This is a genomic window from Sphingomonas sp. BAUL-RG-20F-R05-02, from assembly GCF_022662305.1.
Classification (GTDB): domain Bacteria; phylum Pseudomonadota; class Alphaproteobacteria; order Sphingomonadales; family Sphingomonadaceae; genus Sphingomonas.
In genome coordinates, this window is sequence record NZ_JAKNQH010000031.1 from 1 (window position 1) to 16913 (window position 16913).

General features: G+C 61.1%; 13 protein-coding genes. 1 reads left to right on the plus strand and 12 read right to left on the minus strand.

Going from position 1 to position 16913, the window contains the following annotated elements; translation table 11 throughout:
• The 5 genes from L8F97_RS21470 to L8F97_RS21490 form a co-directional block, all read right to left on the minus strand.
• The coding region (locus L8F97_RS21470; RefSeq protein WP_242154691.1) for a recombinase family protein at positions 1-174 on the minus strand (174 nt) is incomplete at its 3' end.
• Between the two features lie 324 nt (positions 175-498).
• Positions 499-1968, minus strand: coding sequence for a tryptophan halogenase family protein (locus tag L8F97_RS21475; RefSeq protein ID WP_242154668.1), 1470 nt, complete (start codon positions 1966-1968; stop codon positions 499-501).
• A 2-nt stretch (positions 1969-1970) separates the two neighbouring features.
• Entirely contained in the window at positions 1971-3995 is a 2025-nt protein-coding gene (locus L8F97_RS21480) for a hypothetical protein (RefSeq protein WP_242154670.1), read from the minus strand.
• Between the two features lie 83 nt (positions 3996-4078).
• Complete coding sequence (locus L8F97_RS21485; RefSeq protein ID WP_242154672.1) at positions 4079-6724, minus strand: TonB-dependent receptor; 2646 nt, start codon at positions 6722-6724, stop codon at positions 4079-4081.
• 133 nt (positions 6725-6857) lie between these two features.
• A complete protein-coding gene (locus tag L8F97_RS21490) occupies positions 6858-7028 on the minus strand; it encodes a hypothetical protein (protein ID WP_242154674.1) in 171 nt (56 codons plus the stop codon).
• A 570-nt stretch (positions 7029-7598) separates the two neighbouring features.
• Between L8F97_RS21490 and L8F97_RS21495 the strand changes: the two genes are divergently transcribed.
• Entirely contained in the window at positions 7599-7994 is a 396-nt protein-coding gene (locus L8F97_RS21495) for a response regulator transcription factor (RefSeq protein WP_242154675.1), read from the plus strand.
• A 443-nt stretch (positions 7995-8437) separates the two neighbouring features.
• Here the strand turns inward: L8F97_RS21495 and L8F97_RS21500 are convergent, their stop codons facing one another.
• From L8F97_RS21500 to L8F97_RS21530, 7 genes are all read right to left on the minus strand, one after another.
• Entirely contained in the window at positions 8438-8854 is a 417-nt protein-coding gene (locus L8F97_RS21500; protein WP_242154677.1) for a PleD family two-component system response regulator, read from the minus strand.
• Between the two features lie 174 nt (positions 8855-9028).
• Positions 9029-12247 (minus strand): ATP-binding protein, encoded by a 3219-nt coding sequence (locus tag L8F97_RS21505; protein ID WP_242154679.1) that lies wholly within the window; start codon positions 12245-12247, stop codon positions 9029-9031.
• A gap of 251 nt (positions 12248-12498) precedes the next feature.
• The gene (locus L8F97_RS21510) at positions 12499-13740 is read right to left on the minus strand and encodes a YihY/virulence factor BrkB family protein (protein ID WP_242154681.1); all 1242 of its coding nucleotides are present in this window, start codon (positions 13738-13740) and stop codon (positions 12499-12501) included.
• A 150-nt stretch (positions 13741-13890) separates the two neighbouring features.
• Positions 13891-14787, minus strand: coding sequence for a glycosidase (locus L8F97_RS21515; RefSeq protein WP_242154683.1), 897 nt, complete (start codon positions 14785-14787; stop codon positions 13891-13893).
• A gap of 3 nt (positions 14788-14790) precedes the next feature.
• Entirely contained in the window at positions 14791-15558 is a 768-nt protein-coding gene (locus L8F97_RS21520) for an SDR family NAD(P)-dependent oxidoreductase (RefSeq protein ID WP_242154685.1), read from the minus strand.
• 42 nt (positions 15559-15600) lie between these two features.
• Positions 15601-16560, minus strand: coding sequence for a phosphotransferase family protein (locus L8F97_RS21525; RefSeq protein WP_242154688.1), 960 nt, complete (start codon positions 16558-16560; stop codon positions 15601-15603).
• A 97-nt stretch (positions 16561-16657) separates the two neighbouring features.
• Positions 16658-16913, minus strand: a 256-nt coding sequence (locus L8F97_RS21530) for a DUF2382 domain-containing protein (RefSeq protein WP_242154689.1), incomplete at its 5' end; no start/stop codon positions are given.

Genomic DNA, 16913 nt, shown 5'->3' on the forward strand with positions numbered 1-16913 from the left:
CGCGTTTAGATAATCGAGGCACGCCTTAAGCCCCGGCCGATCGTCGCGCGCCCCTGATGCTTTGTCGGTATGGAGATGCCGATGATCGACGCCCGCCGCGACCAGCGCGTCGCGCTGGAGATCAACCGTCTGACGATCGTCGGCCGACGACACCCGCATGTATCCGACCAGCATGTACGACAAACCCTAGAAAGCATGTTTCCACACATTTTATCAAAGCGACAGGGTTTGTCGATGATTTTGGACGTAGGCAGGCATGGTTCGGCAAAAGTGCAGGTCAGGGGTGTCGACAAACATGTGTTTTGCGACAGGTTGCGACAAGCAGCCAAAGCTTGAAAGCGGCAGGGCAGGTGTTCACCCATACCTTGCGGTTCAAACGGTTAGCGTTTCTTCGCAAAGCGGACCGCACGTTAAGGTTTGATGATCGGCCAGCACGCTGCTGGTCAACTTCGCTCGACGTGGTGAGGGCGGAATGTCGACTGTTGCCGGCTTCAGTCGTCAGGCATTCGGAAGTTTCGCCACTGTTCCTCGGATAGCATTCCGCACGGCTCGCAGTTGCTCACGATTATCTGCTTCCGACATAACATCGAGTAGTGGATTATAGTCCCGCGCACGGGTCCCCTGCCCCGTCAGTACCGCGAACCAGCTGGCATCCCGAAACAATTCGTCGATGCCGAGCATGATCCGGCCCGAGGTGCGGAACTGTTCGATCTTGTAAGCAAGTGTCTCCGGGATCGGCATGGTCTGGCAATGCCGCCACAGCGGCTCGGCGCGCCCCTGGGTGCGGTGGTAATGCAGGATAACGAAATCGCGGACCTCCTCGATCTCGCGCGCGGACAGGCGGTTATATTGCTCCGCTAGCAACGGGTTCATGTCGGCGCGCGGGAACAGCGAAAGCAGCTTACCGATGCCGCTCTGGATCAAGTGGATGCTGGTTGATTCGAGCGGTTCGAGGAAACCGCTCGCAAGCCCGACCGCGACAACGTTGCCGACCCAGGCGCGCTTGCGACGGCCGGGCGTGAAGCGGATCAGGCGCGGGTCGGCGATCGGCGGTGATTCCATTGCGTCCACCAGCAGCGCACGCGCGGCGTCGGGTTCCTGAAAGCGGGTGGAAAAGACATATCCATTGCCGACGCGGTGTTGCAGCGGGATGCGCCAGCGCCAGCCGGCCTCTTGCGCGGTTGCCTGCGTATAGGGCGTGACCTGCGCCTCCGCCGCAGAAGGGGCGGCCCAAGCGGCGTCGCACGGCAACCAGTGCGACCAATCCTCATACCCGGCGTGCATCACCTGTTCGATCAGCAGCCCGCGAAACCCCGAGCAGTCGACGAACAGATCTCCAGCAATGCGCTCGCCGTTGTCCAGCACAAGCGCACGGACATGGCCGCTCTCCGCATCCTGATCGACGTGCGCGACCTTGCCTTCGTGGCGGGTCACGCCGCGTGCTTGCGCCAGCATCCGCAGGTGGGCGGCATACCGCGCGGCATCGAAGTGAAATGCGTAACCGAGCGTCGACAACAGCGAGCGTGGATCGCCGACCGGTTTGGCGAAGCGCCGCGCACGCGCCATTTGCGTCGTTAGCGAGAACGCCTCGATCGGCGCATCCTCACCGCCGAGCCACGCGCGCGCGAGGCGGTGTGGGAACATCGCGCCATCGCCCGGGCTGCCATAGGTGCCGAACGGGTGGAAATAGGCGCTGTCGCCGCCCTGCCAGCCGCGAAACTCGATGCCGAGTTTCCACGTCGCGCCGGTATCCGCCATGAAGCGCGCTTCGTCGAGGCCGACCAAACTGTTGAACCAGTGGATCGTCGGGATCGTCGCCTCACCAACGCCAACCGTGCCGATCTCTTCCGATTCGACGAGCGTGATGGCGGTGCCGCTCCGCTCCAGCGCCTTGGATAGCGCCGCCGCCGTCATCCACCCAGCCGTGCCGCCGCCGAGAATGACGACGTTGCGGATCGGCTCGGCCATGCTCAGCGGTTTCCGCAGCCGGTGGCGGCGGGCCGTTTCACCGCAAGATACACCGTACTCCACAATTGCGCGGCGTTGGATTCATCCGCGTCCGCGCCGCTTTCGCCGAAAGCGGCGATGCGGTAGCGACCGTCCTGATAGCGCCACGACCATAGCTCCGAACTCTGCACGCTGCGGCTGGCATCGATCGCCCGCCACAAGCTCGCCTGCGTGGCGCGTAGGCTGGCGCAGGTGGCGGCAGGCAGATCGCTGCGGGCAAGCTGGCGGGCAAGGCCGGCAGCGACGAGCGCCTGTTGCCACGACCAGATCACCGTGCCGTGATAGGCGTTCGGCCCGAACCGGGTCTGAAGCGCGGGGCTTGCGAACACCGGATTGGCGACGAGCATGCCAACGCCGGTCATCAGTCCGGCCGGGAACGGCCGCGCGATCGTATCGCCGGCAATGTCGAGCGCGGCGGCCGCAGGATGGCCGAACAGCATCGCGAAACCATCGTCGGAATTCTCGATGGGTACGGGCTTGCCGGCCGCGTCGAGCGCGATGGCGGTGTAGCGTGTGGGGGCATTCCCCGCCGCTGCCAGCGCGGGTGCCGCTGATACGCCGACCTGGGTCGCGTACCGCCGAATTGCGTCGCGGGCGGCATCGGCCGGCACGGTTTGCGCGAACAGGACTGGTGCATGCGCGCTCCAGGTCGTGGCCATCGTGGTCAGATCCGCGAACGATGCCGTGTCTGCCGGCTTGAGGTATGGAGCGAGCAACCCCGCACGCGCCATCGCGTCGATTGATTGCAGCGCGGCCGGGACCAGCACGGCGTTGATGTCGTAAGGGTAGCGGCCACCACCAAGCCCGTCGTTGCTGTCGCGCCATTCGCCGGCATCCATGCCCTTGGCGAGCGAGACGAGGTTCAGCCAGCGCGGGTCGCGCGCGAATGGCCGCGCGCGCGCGATGACGAAGCGGGCGTTGCTGACCAGCGCATCGCCCAGCCGCTGCTCGCCGACGCGCTGCGCGAGGAACGCCTGCGCACGCGCCCGACCACGCGCATCGTCGACCAGCCACGCCGCCGCGACAGGGGCGAGGAGGAACGGGCTGTCGACCATCTTGTAATCGTACGTGGGCGCGGAGGACGTGGCATCGCCGGCGCGGCGATGGTCAAGGACGGCGAACTCACCGATATCCTCCTCGTGCGCGACCTTGCCCTCCCCCGACAGCCGTTCGAGCACCGAGCGAAGTCCAGTCTCGACCGCTTCCGGCTGCAAAGCTGGCATCAGCAGCCGCACTGACATCAAGGTGTCGCGCCCGAAATAGGTCAGAAAACGCCACGATCCGGCCAGAAACTTCTCATGGTAGCTAAGGAATTGCAGCGCGGCACGCGCCTGCGGATCGGCTGCGGCCGACGCATCGAGCAGTGTGCCGGGTGCGAACGGGGTGAGCGGGGTCTCGCCGGTAAACGCGGTGACGGTCACCGTGATATTGCCGTCTGGCGCCGCGTTCAGCGTCGTGCCGCTAAGCGTACCGCGATCGAGGTGCACGGTGAGCCGGTAGCCGGGCGCACCGTCGAGCCGGTCACGCGCCCAGACCAGATCGACCCTGTGCGCCTGCACCGGCGTATCCAGTTCGGCCGGCGCGGTGCCGAGCGCCTGATAATCCCGCAGCACGCGTACGCTGGTGAGCAACGCGCGCTTGATCGCGAGGTGCGGCGTCCGGATCGATGCGGTGAAGCTGACGCCGTGCAGCGGACGACCGCGAGCGTCTGTGGTGGTGAGCGCGCGCGCGGGCGTGGTCATGCGCCAGTCCGCTGGCGTGGCGAGGCGATCGAACCACAGGCCGACCCCGCTATTACCGGCCGGAAACGCGACCAGCACGCGCGGATTCTGCCCGGAGCGCAGCAGGACGTGCGCGGCGACTGGGCCGGCTTGCGTGAAGCTGTTGAGGTTCAGCCCCTCACGCTGCGCGACATCGGCATGGGACGGTGCCGCCAAGCCAAGCAACGGCGCGAGCAGCGCGGCGGAACGAAGTGCGGTGCGGGGCATGATCGCCTGCTCCTGAATACGGCGTGGCCGGATGCGCGCACCCGGCCACCACCTGTTGACGGGCCTGCTTGCAGTCTGCCCGCTTACAACTTGATCGTCGCACTAACGATCGCGTTACGGCCATAGATCGCACGGCCGTAGAAATAGCCGTTGACGATTGTCTGCGTCTGCCCCTGCCGCGGATTTCCCTCGGTAAAGCCCTTGGTATCGGTCAGGTTGTCGACGCTGACGTTGATGTTGAAGCGTTCGGTCATGTTCACGCTCGCACCGACCGAGAACACGCTGTAATCCGGCAGCGACACGCCGTTGCCGGCATCGGCGAAGATCTTGCCGACATACTTCCAGCGACCGTAGATCTCACCCAGACCACCCGGCAGCACGAACGACGGCGTGACGGTGAGCAGCTTCTTGGGCGTGCGTTCCGGCGTGTTGCCATCGTAATTGCCTGCGATCGGCGAACTGAACGTCAGGTTGGTAAGCTTCGGATCCTGATACACACCACTCACGCCGAGGCTGAAGAAGCTGATCGGGTGGATGTCGGCATCGACCTGAACGCCGTTGGTGCGGCTGTCCGCCAGCGCGTTGGTCTGGAGCGCGGGATTGTAGGCGTTGATGATTTGGTACGACAGATCGTTGATCTCGGTCCGGAAGCCGATGACCGAGGCATTGAAGCCCGGCCACTTAAACCGCGCCCCGCCTTCGTACAGGGTCAAGCCGGTCGGCTTGTGCGTGCCGCCGGTATCGCCGCCATTGGTCTGGAAGCCATAGGCGCCGCGGGCGTAGAGCGAGACATGATCGGTCAGCTCGTAGTTGATGCCGCCGGTGTAAGACGCCTTGTCGAACGACGCGGAGGTGCGCGTGTAGGTGCCATCAAATGTGCTGCCGACATCGCGCACGATCCCGGGTGTGCCGACCGGCACCGCTGCATTTACTAGCGCGGTGTTGCCGATCGCGACGCCGACATGCTGATGCTCGAAACGCGCGCCGAAATCGATGTGGAGCTTATCGCCAATCTTCAGCTCGTCGTTGAAATAGCCGTTGATCGAGTTGACTTGATCCTGGAAGATCCCCTGCCCCCAGTTGCCGTAATTGACCATGCCGTTGTTAGTGAGCGAACCGAGCACATCGCCGCCCGCGCCGAGCGCGACGAGATCGTAGACGTGTGAATTATTGGTCACGTCGTTGATGACGGTAGCGACCGCCGACTGGTCGTTCCGGCGGCGCACGTTGTAGAACATGCCTCCAACCGTCAGCGAGTTATCGATCGCACCGCTGGTTGCATCCCACTTCACGCCGAAGTTGCTGCCGAAATCCTTGGTCGACAGCGTCTGATGGTTGAGCACGGTCTGCTGGAGCAGGCCGTTGCCATTGAGTGCGGCGAGCGCGGCGGTATTACTTGCCGGGATGACCGCGCCGGTCTGGATATCACGCAGCCCGTATTGCGCGGTGCCGGGGAAAGCCGCGGCCGCCGCTGTGAAATACGGCACGCCGCCCACTGACACCCCGTTCAACGGCGATACCGTCGGGTTAAGATAGTTCTGCGCCGCGGTCAGCCCCGCCGTGCCCGCGCCCGAGCCGGGGAAGATCCCGTTGAAATCATAGAAGCCGTCGAGATAGCGCACATGCGCGAACACGCTGACATGCTCCGAGATCGGCTTGTCGATGTCGATCCGGTACGTGTCCGCCTTCACGCGGATGCCGGTGGTGGCACGGAACGAGCGCAGGCTGTTGCCGGTAGCAGGGCTGTCAGGCACGGCGAAATTGGTGAAGTAGCGTCCGCCGAGATCGGCGGTCTTTAGGTCGAGACCCTGGATGCTGCTGATATTGCCGCCGCTGCTCACGTTGAACGGCATGTCGGCATAATAGGGATTGTGCTGGTCGATGCGCTTGTAGGTGAGACGGATGGTGCCGCCATCGTCGAAGCGCTTCTCCAGCATCGCCTTGACGTTATATCCCTCGAAGCTGAACGGCGTCTCACGCACGCCCTTCTGCGATTGCACGTAACCGCCGACGCTGAACGCGAGATCATGCGCGATCGGGGTGGAGAAATAGGCATCGGTGCGCAGATCGCCGTAGCTTGCGCCGGTGAAACGCGCCGAGGCGACCGTCTTGTCGTAGCTAGGCTTGAGCGAGATGAAGTTGATCGTCGCGCCAGCGCCGTTCGGCGCGAGCACGCCCGACGTACCGCCTTCAACCGCTTCGAGGCGGGCAGTGGTGATATCCTGCTGGAAATAAAAATCCGCGCCGCCACCGCCGTAGAGGATCGGCATGCCGTCTTCCTCAAGCGTGATGAACGCTTGCGATCCGCCACGCAGGCCGCGCACGGAGTAGTTGTTCGAGATCGGACCGGCAGTGCCCTCGACAAAGATGCCGGGGACCAATTCGAGCGTTTCCGCAACTGAACGCGGCGCCTTGCGCGCGATGTCGGCGGCGCTGGCGAGCGTCACGTTCGATGAACTGTCGAACAAGGTGCGCTTGCCCGAAGTGTTGCCGGTGACGATGATGTCAGCCATCTGCGCGCCGTCATCGGCAGGCGGCTGCGCGCCTGGCGGGGTACGCGGCTCGGCCGCGTTCTGCGCAGCTTCGGCGGTCTGGTTCGCGGGCGCGGTGTTGGCAGGGGTGGCAACGGTGGGATCGCTGCTCATCTGCTGTGCGAAGGCGGGATCGCACACGAGCGTCGCACCCCCGGCGAGCAGCGTCGCGCGGATGATAAGGGAAAGCTTTGACATGAGGTTCCTCCTGCAGGCCGATCTGATCGTCGGGCTCCGAGGCGGCTGCCGATACGCCCATTTCGTGCACGCTTCAATTTGCTGTCACAAACAAGAATGACGTGTTGCAGATACAGCACGGCTTGAAGACCCATCATCGAAAGCACTTACCGATCCGGCTTGAAAAGCGACGGGCAATACGGAAACCGCCGGCCGAGAACGCATCATGCGCAGTGTCGCCGATCACCTCGAACTCGCTCAAAGCAGCGTGAACCTTACGACTTCCCCGCACGCTGCGACGCGCCTTGCCGAGCTCGTTGATCATCTCGGCAAGGCCTGCGTCAGCGACTGCCCAATGTGTCTCGTCCGAGAGATTGGTCGGTCATATCGCTGAGCCCATTACCAATTTCGTTCTTGGCAGGCTCGTGCCCCCACCCCGTCGTTTGAATTATCGTACGCTTTTGTAAATGGCCGGCCTGAAACGCCGGCGCAACTATCCCACCACGTTCAGCAGTCAGTCGCGCAGGAAACCCTGCTCCAAACACGGCTGCGCGATAAGCACGTGTTTCGCGGGCATCACCGAAAAGCATTTAGCGCTGGCAAGCCGCGCAATTAGCATCGACGCGTTACAACGCGATTGGTCATGCTACTGTCGCAAAAATTAGGAGTTCAGCGATAAATGACATGCGGCGATTGGTGTTCAACTGCGTATGCGGATAATTAAGGCTTGCTGGCTATCAGATGTCTCGATCGTCGAGCAGACCGGGCAGGCGGAAGTGGAGATGCGCTCGCATAGGATCATGGCGCGTGAAAACAATTTCCGCGGGCAATTCCGTTCGTTGGACGTAACGTAGTAACCTCACCACAACATCAAACTGAAAAGAAAGACCGGCCTTTGGCGCGGATTATCATAGCGGAAGATGACGAGATCGTCGGCGAGGTAGTTCGGGACGCTTTGATCGCCGATGGTCACGGTGTTGGGCTGCTTACAAACGGCAAGGACGCGCTCAACGTTGTAAAAAAACGCATGCCTGACCTTGTCATTTTAGACTGCAACATGCCCGATCTGAATGGCCTGCTCGTTCTCCGCGAGATGAGGAACTCACCAGCACTGTGCGATATTCCGGTACTGATGCTAACCGGCCGCCGCGGCGCGAGCGATGTAGACATCGCCTATTATGAAGGTGCGAACGACTATATGAAAAAGCCGTTTGACCCCGACGAACTCGTCTTCCGTGTTCAGGAATTGCTAGAGAAACACCGGAGTGATAAGCTTGCCCCAAGGCGATAAGCCAGGTACCGTCGCGGCGTGCTGAAGTCCAATACATACCTTGGCTATCTCAAGGCTGCTTGCGATCGGAAGCGTAGATATAGCCATTAACGCACATCTTCGGGGCATTCGTTCGTTGCTCGAAGTGGTGGCGCATGACTTCGACCGTTTCGTCACCGACCACCCAATCCGCGGCCGCTATGTCTAGGGGGAGAGACACGCAACCCCGTCAGTTCAGATTATGCTCGCAGATGCAGAGCCTCCAAAGCAGACGGCCCGCGCTTCATTCTGTCCGCCCAGCGCCCACCACCTAAAACCTAAAACCCATAGCTACCGCCCGACGCTTGCGGCGTGCAAAACTCCTCACGGAAGTCGACGGCCTGATCTGTGGCAGCAAAGGTGAATAACTAGCGCTCGCGAGCGCTTTACCGATCGCAAGCGTCGCGATCTAATCAGCTCTCTGCTTAGTATCGCAAAGAGGGTGTGGCTACGCGGGAAGCACTGCGTAGGACGGTGACATTGTTTAACATGGTTTCGACGCGCGTGACAAGATCTTCAGGATCGAACGGCTTGGTAAGATATTCATCAATGCCGTCGTGTTCCGCACGGACGGAAAGGAGCCGGCCGCGCTTTCCAGTCAACATCATGATCGGCAAATCGACAAAGGCAGGCATCTCGCGCAACGTTCGAAGGATGTCCAGCCCCGAACGATCGGGGAGTTCATAGTCCAGAATGAGTAGGTCAGGAGCGCTGGTGATGGCCGCACTCACCGCTTCGCTTCCCTTGTGAATAGAGCTGACCATGTGCCCGTTCTGTGAAAGCAACTCTACAACGATTTCAGCCATGACTTCATCATCATCGACGATCAGGATTCGAGACATGAGGACGTTTCCAAGCTACATGGGCGCAACTCGCATCGATTGTCGCCCTACTTAGATATGGGGTCTTCGTTAAAATGGCCTTGCGATTGGTGCGCTCTTTCTCTCACTGATAGCGGCCGTCGCAACAGGGAGCACATTCGCGATCCGGAGATCCGGCTGTGTCGTCACCATCAGCTAACGACGAGAACTGTCCAGATCACGAATAAGCCCAGCCTCCCGGAGCCGTTCGGCAGCCGCAGGCACGCGGGTTGCACGTTCGATGATGGGCCAGGCAAGTAGCCCTTCCTCAAATTCGCTGGCCCGGTCGCCCAGAGCTATCTCACCGAACATGCCTGCGGTGCCGGCCAGTTTGTGGAGCAGATTGGCCGCTGTCTGTAGCTCCTCATCGGCAAAGGTGCCGCGCTGAATCAGCTTATCGATATGCTCCAGCGTGCTAGCACGGTGCGCTGCGTATTTAGCTTGAGCTGCGACACTCGGCTGAAAGCTGGCTTTAGATTTGGCTGGAGAGGATCTGGCGGCGGTCCCGACGACCGAGACGACGTCACCGATCACCTGAACATCGGTTTTTTGCGACCAGCGCTCGACGGCAAGCAGCAACGACTCCATAGACATTGGTTTAGCGACATGATCGTCCATCCCTGCCGCGCGACAGGCCTCCAGGTCGGAAGCGAACGCATTGGCGGTAAGCGCCACGATCGGCAACCTACGGTTACCGGACAGCTCGGCCTCGCGAATGGTTTGCGTCGCAGCCAGCCCGTCCATTACCGGCATCTGCATGTCCATAAAAACCAGATCAAAGGGTGTGTCGTTTGCAACGCTCCGGCACACCTCTTCCACTGCTTGCTGCCCATCAGCAACGACGATTACGTCATGCCCTCCCTGGGCCAGCATCGCTTGCACCAGCAGCTGATTGACTTCATGATCCTCGGCCAGAAGCACACGGGCGGGTCGTTGCGCCAAGCGCGTCGTTCCCGCAACTGGCCGCTTTAAGGTTTCTACAACCGCCTCCCCCGCCACGGCGGGGAGTTGAAGGGTAACCGTCGTTCCCTGTCCCGGCTGGCTCTCGAGATCGATGCGACCGCCCATCAGTCGTGCCAGCCGATTGCTGATGGCAAGACCCAGCCCCGAACCACCATATCGACGTGTGATCGAATGGTCAGCCTGGACGAATTCCTCGAAAATAGACAGCTGACGCTCTGGCGCAATGCCGATACCGGTATCGATGACCGTAATCACCAGCCGTCGATCGCCATCAATGTCGGCCACACGGGCGGCAAGCGCTATCTCACCATGCTCGGTGAACTTTATGGCGTTTCCGAGCAGGTTGAGGACAATCTGCCGCATGCGCAAGGCATCTCCTATCAAGACGCGCGGCACAGTGTTTTCAACCGTGACCGTAAGACCAAGCCGCTTCTGCGCGGCACTTGGCTGCAGCAGCTTGCCACAGGCACGCAGAGCATGCGGTAGATCGAAGGGCTCCGCGATCACGTCGAGCTGCCCGGCTTCAATCTTGGACAGATCGAGGATGTCATTCAGCAGCTTCATCATAACGCGGCCGGATTCGGCGATCAGCCCCGCATCCCGGCGTTGTTGAGCGGTCAGTTCACTGGTCAGCAGCAGTTCGGCAAAGCCGATCACGCCGTTCATGGGCGTACGGATCTCATGGCTCATATTAGCCAGGAAGCCAGCCTTCGCGACAGACGCCGCCTCCGCTTGCGCCTTCGCCGACGTGAGTTCGGCTTCGATAATCACCTGACGCGAGACATCCCGCCACACTGTGACAATGCATTGGGTGTGACCCAGTTCGGCCAGCCGCGAACTCGCTTCCAGCCAAACATAGTTGCCATCGGCGCGGCTCATACGGAAGCGCAGCGACGAACCGGCACTTTCTCCGGTGCGTAGGCCCGCACGGTAGCGTTCGATGCCTGCGTGATCATCCTCGTGGGCCCGGTCGATCGGTCGGGTGCCAACCATCGCCTCGGGTGACAGTCCCAGAATGATTTGCGAGGCAGGCGACATAAACAGGCAGGTGCCGTCGAGCGCGATCAGCGCGATCATGTCGCTGGCCTGCTCGGTAATGAGTCGAAAGCGGGCCTCGCTGTCGCGAAGTGTTTTCGCAGCCTGCTCGCGTTCGGTCACGTCCTGAAAAACGCCGAACATGGCGAGCGCGGTGCCGGCGTCGTCTAGCTCGATCTGACCTTGCGCAACGACGTCGCGGATCGAACCATCGGCCCGGATCAGGCGCGCGCCATATGTAAAATCGCTTCTGTTCGTGATAGCGCCATCAACGATGGCTGCCACCCTCTCCCGGTCATCGGGGTGATAGTAGCCTATCGCGTCAGTCAGGGACGGCGGCGTGCCAGCTTCCACTCCATGGATCTGGAACACTTCGTCCGACCAAAACACGTCGCCAGCAGTGAGATCGATCCGCCAATGGCCGATCAATGCCAGACTCCCGGCCATTCTGAATAGTCTATTATTTTCGTGCACCATCAGCATCAGCTGCTCGCGTTGAGCGAGCGCGCCGGCGATCGGCAGAGACATCAGGAACGTGGCGGCGAGATAGGCCTGAAAGAATTGAAGCTGTCCCACGCGCGACAGACTGGTCATCATCACCGGACCATGACCACTGGCTGTAGCGATGCCCCCGATCACTGCCACCAGCAGGATCGACAGAGCGGCGCCAGGCCTGCCCAGCTTGAAGGTCGTGAGGAGGATGGGGAGCGCTGGCAAGAAGAGCAGCGGCAATCGCTCCTGCCAGAACACACCCACCGTGGTAATTGCGACAGCAGCAAGAAGCGCTCCGCCTTCGCCACAAAGCTGTGGTAGCAAACGCTGTGCCCCCACCCGGCGTTCGGCGGTAATCAGCAATACCACGATAGGACTGGCGGTTAGCGTTCCGAGACCACGACCCACCACCCAATCAGTAAAGGTTCCTAGCCATGGCTTGTGCAAGGCGACCAACGCTGTCGTGGCGCCGATCAGCGCACCGGTAGCTGGTCCCACGAGACCAGCTACCGCAATGAATATGACAACTGCCCGAGTTGACCCGAAAGGGTCGCGATCGCCCAGCCAGCGCCGCAACAAAAAGGCCGCGATCACCGACTCAATGATACTCGCCATGCCGAAAACAGGCGCCGCCCAAGCAACTGGGCCGAAAAGCGTACTGGCCGCGATCGAGGCAGGTGTTGTCCATGCTAGTGCGGACAACCATTGTGCAAAGGTACGCTGCCTGCACAGAAACATGATGAGCGGGGCATTCGCGACCCAGAGCAGAGCAATGCCGCCGTTGAACCTTGTTAGCAGGATCGCCGCAGAAGCGAGCAGAAAGAAGCTCGCGGCGAGCTTAGCCTCTTTGGCTTGCGAAAATATGCTTGCTGAAGCGGTGGCCATGGTATGTTATAGCCGCAGGATGATTAAAGCTTGCTTAGGGTGGGGTTACGCTTCGACACCGAGCCACAGCTAAGTTGTTGCCAAAGCAGCGATGTTCGCGATGGCCGAAACTTAGGATATCAGCGACACCAAAGCTTTCGATAACTCCGTCACCATGCGTCAGTTTCGGAAAATTCAATCGGGAACAGGTTTTGAGAATTACCCATGTTGGTGAGGCATGGCGAACCGTTGGCCTTGCCGACATCTCCAAATCAGCTGGGGGCGTTCTCATCTTCGCGCGCAAGCCAATTCAAGCCAGCGGCAACGGCGAGAAGGGTCAGCCCCTGCGTCACTTTACCGCGGCGACGCATGAAGCCGAGCCCTAGCACGGCTATACTCGAAGAGAGCATTCCAGCTCGCCTCGCCCCCACCGCCACCCCAAGGCGCGATCCGGTCCGCGCAGTGATGTACTCTGTCACGAACGACGGCTGAGACGTTAGCTGATCTCGTTCAGCATCTATCGACTGCACCGCAGCGTCGACAGATTCATCCTTCTGCGCTTTGGTCGGCGCGACATGATCGGCGGCCCAGGCGCCGCGATCACCCATTGGTTTACTGGCTCCGCCAGTCGTGTCCTCGGCGGTCTGGTGTTCAAGCTCGGAATTAAGCTCAGCCCCAAACAGCAGAATGTAGCTCGATAGGTAGAGCCAAGTCAGCAGCACCACGACCGCGCCCAGCGAACCATAGGTCGCATTGTAGTTGCCGAAGTTAGCGACGTAGATGCCGAAACCGAGTGTGAGCGCGAGCCAGAGCAGTGCTGCCAGGATCGACCCAGGCGTAAGCCACACCCAGCGAGGCTTGGTTCGCGATGGACCGTAACGGTAGAGCGTTGCTGCCCCGGCCGCGCCTGCGAGCGCCAGTGCAACGTAGGACAGCAGCTTGCCAAGAATGACTAAGAACCCCGGCGCGGTCGGAAGCAACGATTCCAGATGCCCTAGAGCAGCTATGGCAACGACTGCCAGAACGGCGACTACTACGCCAGCAGCGGTGATGCCGAGAGCTAGGAGGTTGACGACAATGAAGCTGCGCTTCTCTTTCTCCTCATAAGCAATATTGAGCGCAGTCACGATCGAACCGGCAGCGCTGCGTGCGCCGAACACTGCCAACGCGAGCGCGAGGAGGAGTCCGAGCCCCTTCTTGCTGCCCGATGTCTTCACGACGTTCATCAGCTGCTCGCCAACCAGCTTGGCCGCATCACCGGGCATGACCGACGTCAGGCCCTGCATATTGTGAACGACTGTCTGCGGGTCAGCTACCAGCCCGTAGCTTAGCACGATCGCGCCAAGCAGCGGAACGAGTGCCAGGAACCCATAAAAGGCGACACCGGCGGCAACGAGGCCGACATTGTCATCCCCTGCCTCGCTCCAGGTGCGAACGAACACCTCCTTCCAACCAGTCAGCGGCATTGCCAGAGGGCTGGAAGCCGTGCGGCCGCGATCGTTGTCAGAAGGCATCTGGTATGTCCTGCCTGTTCAGATCGGCAGGGACTTTGCCGAGGAGGCCGCTCGCGACGCCCTGCTCGATCATCTTCATCTGTGGCATGGTATCTCCTGCCACCGGCTCAACCGGCAGTAACTTTTTGCGCAAGTCGAGCAAGGCGCCGCTCAGGCGGTGTAGCGGTGGATCAGCGCACGTCGAAGCATGCGATCCTCGAGCGAATAATAGAGCGCGATGTGTTCGCCTTCCGAGACGGTCGATGCCGCAAACGCAATGTCAGTGGAGTCGCGATGGGTTGGCGGCGGCGGTAGGAGCAGCGGCTCGAGCCCTCGTCCAGTCACGCGTGTGAAGTTGGCGTCGAAGCTGATCCAGCCAATCCGCCAGCGTGCATCGTGGGTGGCACCGTTGTAGAACATGACCGGATCTTGCCCGGCGACCTGGAAGATCGGTCCAGTTGACAGGTGCCAATTATCCCAGCTCTCTTCGCGGATGCCGAACGGGTCTGGTAGGACCGTCCACGGCCCCGCCGGCGATGGGCCGCCTGCCATGCCGATGCGAGACGCCTCGTTGGCGGCATATTCATAGAATAGCCGCCACTCGCCGGTCGACGTCTCGGCTAGCGTTGCCTCCTTGATGTTGCCCTCGCCCGGCGGCGCCTTCAACACCAGCTCGGTTTTGGTCAGCTCATGCAGACTGGGTCCCTCGGCGAGGATCATCGATCCCTGCAGCCGCTTAGCATCCACGCCGGTATAGTAGACCATGATACGACCGTCCGGGAGCATCAGCACGGTCGGGTCTTCACAGCCGCCTAGATCGAACGGATCCGGGCCAGGAATGATGGCAAGCGCATCATCCATGACAAAGGTCAGCCCGTCGTCGCTGCTGCCGCCGCCGATCAAACCGGTCGGATCGGTTGGTCCCAGTGGCCACGGTACCCCGCGCACCATGATCCGATATTTGTTTTCGTCCTTCCAGACGAATGGGCTCATTAGATCGAGCTTCCGGTCAAGCGGCCCGCCTGTTAGCGTGACGTCGTCAAGCTGCTCTACGACATATGCGACCATCGCTCAGGCCCCCTGCGCAACGGTCAGTGAGAGAGCACCATCAATCGTGACGGTTGTGCCGGTGATGTAGTCAGACGCCGGCGAAAGCAGGAAATTGACGAGCGAGGCTACTTCGTCCGGCCGACCGGCTCGGCCCCACGGAATGGCTGCCTCCTTGGTCTTCAGCTCCTGCGGGTTATCGAGCGCCGACTGGTTCATCGGCGTCAGGATCATGCCGGGCGCGACACCATTGACCGCAATGCCTTTAGGCGCGAGTTCCAGCGCCAACGTGGCAGTGAGCTGGGATAGACCGCCCTTTGCTGAGTCATAGTCGACTCCGCCGGGACGAGGTGCCTTCTCGTGGATCGACGAGATGTTGACGATGCGGCCCTTCATGCCCTTGCCCTCGAGCGCGCGCACCAGCCGGCGGCAGGTCAGGAACGGACCGTAGAGATCGGAGCGGATGACCCGGTCGAACAAAGCCAGCTCCATGTCGACAAGGTTCACGCCGGTCATGTTGAGCCCGGCCGAATTGACCAGCAGGCTCGCCGTTCCGAACGCCTTTTCAGCAGCCACGAACAGTGCCTCTACCTCACCCTCATCGCCCACGTTGGTCTGAACGGCGATTGCCCGATCCTCCCCGCCAATCGAGGCGCAGACCGCCTTGGCGGCAGCCTCATCGCGGAAGTACGTGATGACGACGCGGGCACCCGCGTCCCCAAGCGCTTTGGCACATGCTGCACCGATGCCGGACTCGCCGCCAGTCACGATTGCTATCTGATTATCGAACATAGTCTTCCTTATTGACATCGGATCGTGGATTGGGCGGGTTTGCTAAGATGGACTGTTCTTCCTCAGCGACCGTGTGGAAGTGGTGAGCAGCGCTTTGAGCGCAGCTATCTGCTCGGACGTCCCCAACCCTGTTTCAGGGGGCAGAGTTTCAAACAAGCGATCGGTCCGGTAGCGGACAAAGTGATTGTACGACCGGCGCAATAGGCCGGGATCGTTGTTGCAAGGATCATAACGCTTAACAATGCGAGCAACGGCCTCAGATCCGTAATTCCAGAACCCAAGGAGATCCTGTGCAGGATCGCCAAGCGCCACGTCCCCGAAGTCGATGATCCCCGCCAGTGATGATCTTGCGGAATCGATCAGCAAATGTTCGCAAACCAGATCGCCGTGGACGATCGCAAGATGTGGCGGGCAATCGAGCCGGTAGCTCTTATAGAATGCCTCAAGAGGGGCAGCGAGCTGCGGTGCGTAGGCGACCATGATCGGCAGGCGCTCTACAAGAAAACGGGCTGCGAACTGCGCTGCCGTCCATGTTCTTGGCCAATCGCCGGACCATGCGACCTCCGCTTGGGGAAGGTCATGCAATGCGATTAGAAACTGTGCCGCTTCAGCCAGGACGTTCGCCCGCCCCGCTACGCCGAGTGCTTCGAACCGCTCGGGCGTCAGCGCCACACCATCAATGAAGCGATAGCCACCAAAGCGGCCATCAGGATCAACATGATCATAGTTTGGTAATCGCAGTAAAGATCTGTGGCGAAGCTGCCGCAGCACTTCGGTCTCGAGGCGCACGTCGTGCATCCCCGCCCGCGGAAAGCGGAAGGCAAGCTCGTCGTTGACGATGAGCAGTAAATGGTCTCCGCCAGATTGGTCGAGCCGCAAGGTTTGGATAGCGAGCGTGGGAAAGGTTTCTCGGACGAGGTCGAGCAAATGACAATCTCCCGCCGCAGTAGTGGATGCGCCTGCACCATCGGTGTCCTGCGCGGTCCTCAACTCCAGCAACATCGTGATCGATCCCCGCGCATGGCCATGGAGCTAGAAGGTCTATTGTTGCCGACTGGCGCGCGGGGCATCCGCACGCCAGTCAGCGATCAGGCGGGTATTAGCGACGTGCTACCGGGTCGATGTTCGACCCGTTGTCCTCGTCGATCTCGACTTCGGTACGGCGAACCGTGTCGTCGATCTGCTCAACGTGCTCGCCTGCCGTCTTGGACACTACGACCTCTTCGACAACGCGAGCGGTCTTACCGACCACTGCTTCCTCGCCGGTGGCAGTCACCTCGATCGTGCGCCCACGAAAGGCATCGTCAGCGTCGGTGAGCGGACGATCTACCGCGCGGCGCTGCACGTTGATCTTT

Coding starts and splice junctions, on each gene's coding strand:
- L8F97_RS21475 (WP_242154668.1), bottom strand. CDS start 1,968: ATGGCCGAGCCGATCCGCAACGTCGTCATTCTCGGCGGCGGCACGGCT.
- L8F97_RS21480 (WP_242154670.1), bottom strand. CDS start 3,995: ATGCCCCGCACCGCACTTCGTTCCGCCGCGCTGCTCGCGCCGTTGCTT.
- L8F97_RS21485 (WP_242154672.1), bottom strand. CDS start 6,724: ATGTCAAAGCTTTCCCTTATCATCCGCGCGACGCTGCTCGCCGGGGGT.
- L8F97_RS21490 (WP_242154674.1), bottom strand. CDS start 7,028: ATGATCAACGAGCTCGGCAAGGCGCGTCGCAGCGTGCGGGGAAGTCGT.
- L8F97_RS21500 (WP_242154677.1), bottom strand. CDS start 8,854: ATGTCTCGAATCCTGATCGTCGATGATGATGAAGTCATGGCTGAAATC.
- L8F97_RS21505 (WP_242154679.1), bottom strand. CDS start 12,247: ATGGCCACCGCTTCAGCAAGCATATTTTCGCAAGCCAAAGAGGCTAAG.
- L8F97_RS21510 (WP_242154681.1), bottom strand. CDS start 13,740: ATGCCTTCTGACAACGATCGCGGCCGCACGGCTTCCAGCCCTCTGGCA.
- L8F97_RS21515 (WP_242154683.1), bottom strand. CDS start 14,787: ATGGTCGCATATGTCGTAGAGCAGCTTGACGACGTCACGCTAACAGGC.
- L8F97_RS21520 (WP_242154685.1), bottom strand. CDS start 15,558: ATGTTCGATAATCAGATAGCAATCGTGACTGGCGGCGAGTCCGGCATC.
- L8F97_RS21525 (WP_242154688.1), bottom strand. CDS start 16,560: ATGTTGCTGGAGTTGAGGACCGCGCAGGACACCGATGGTGCAGGCGCA.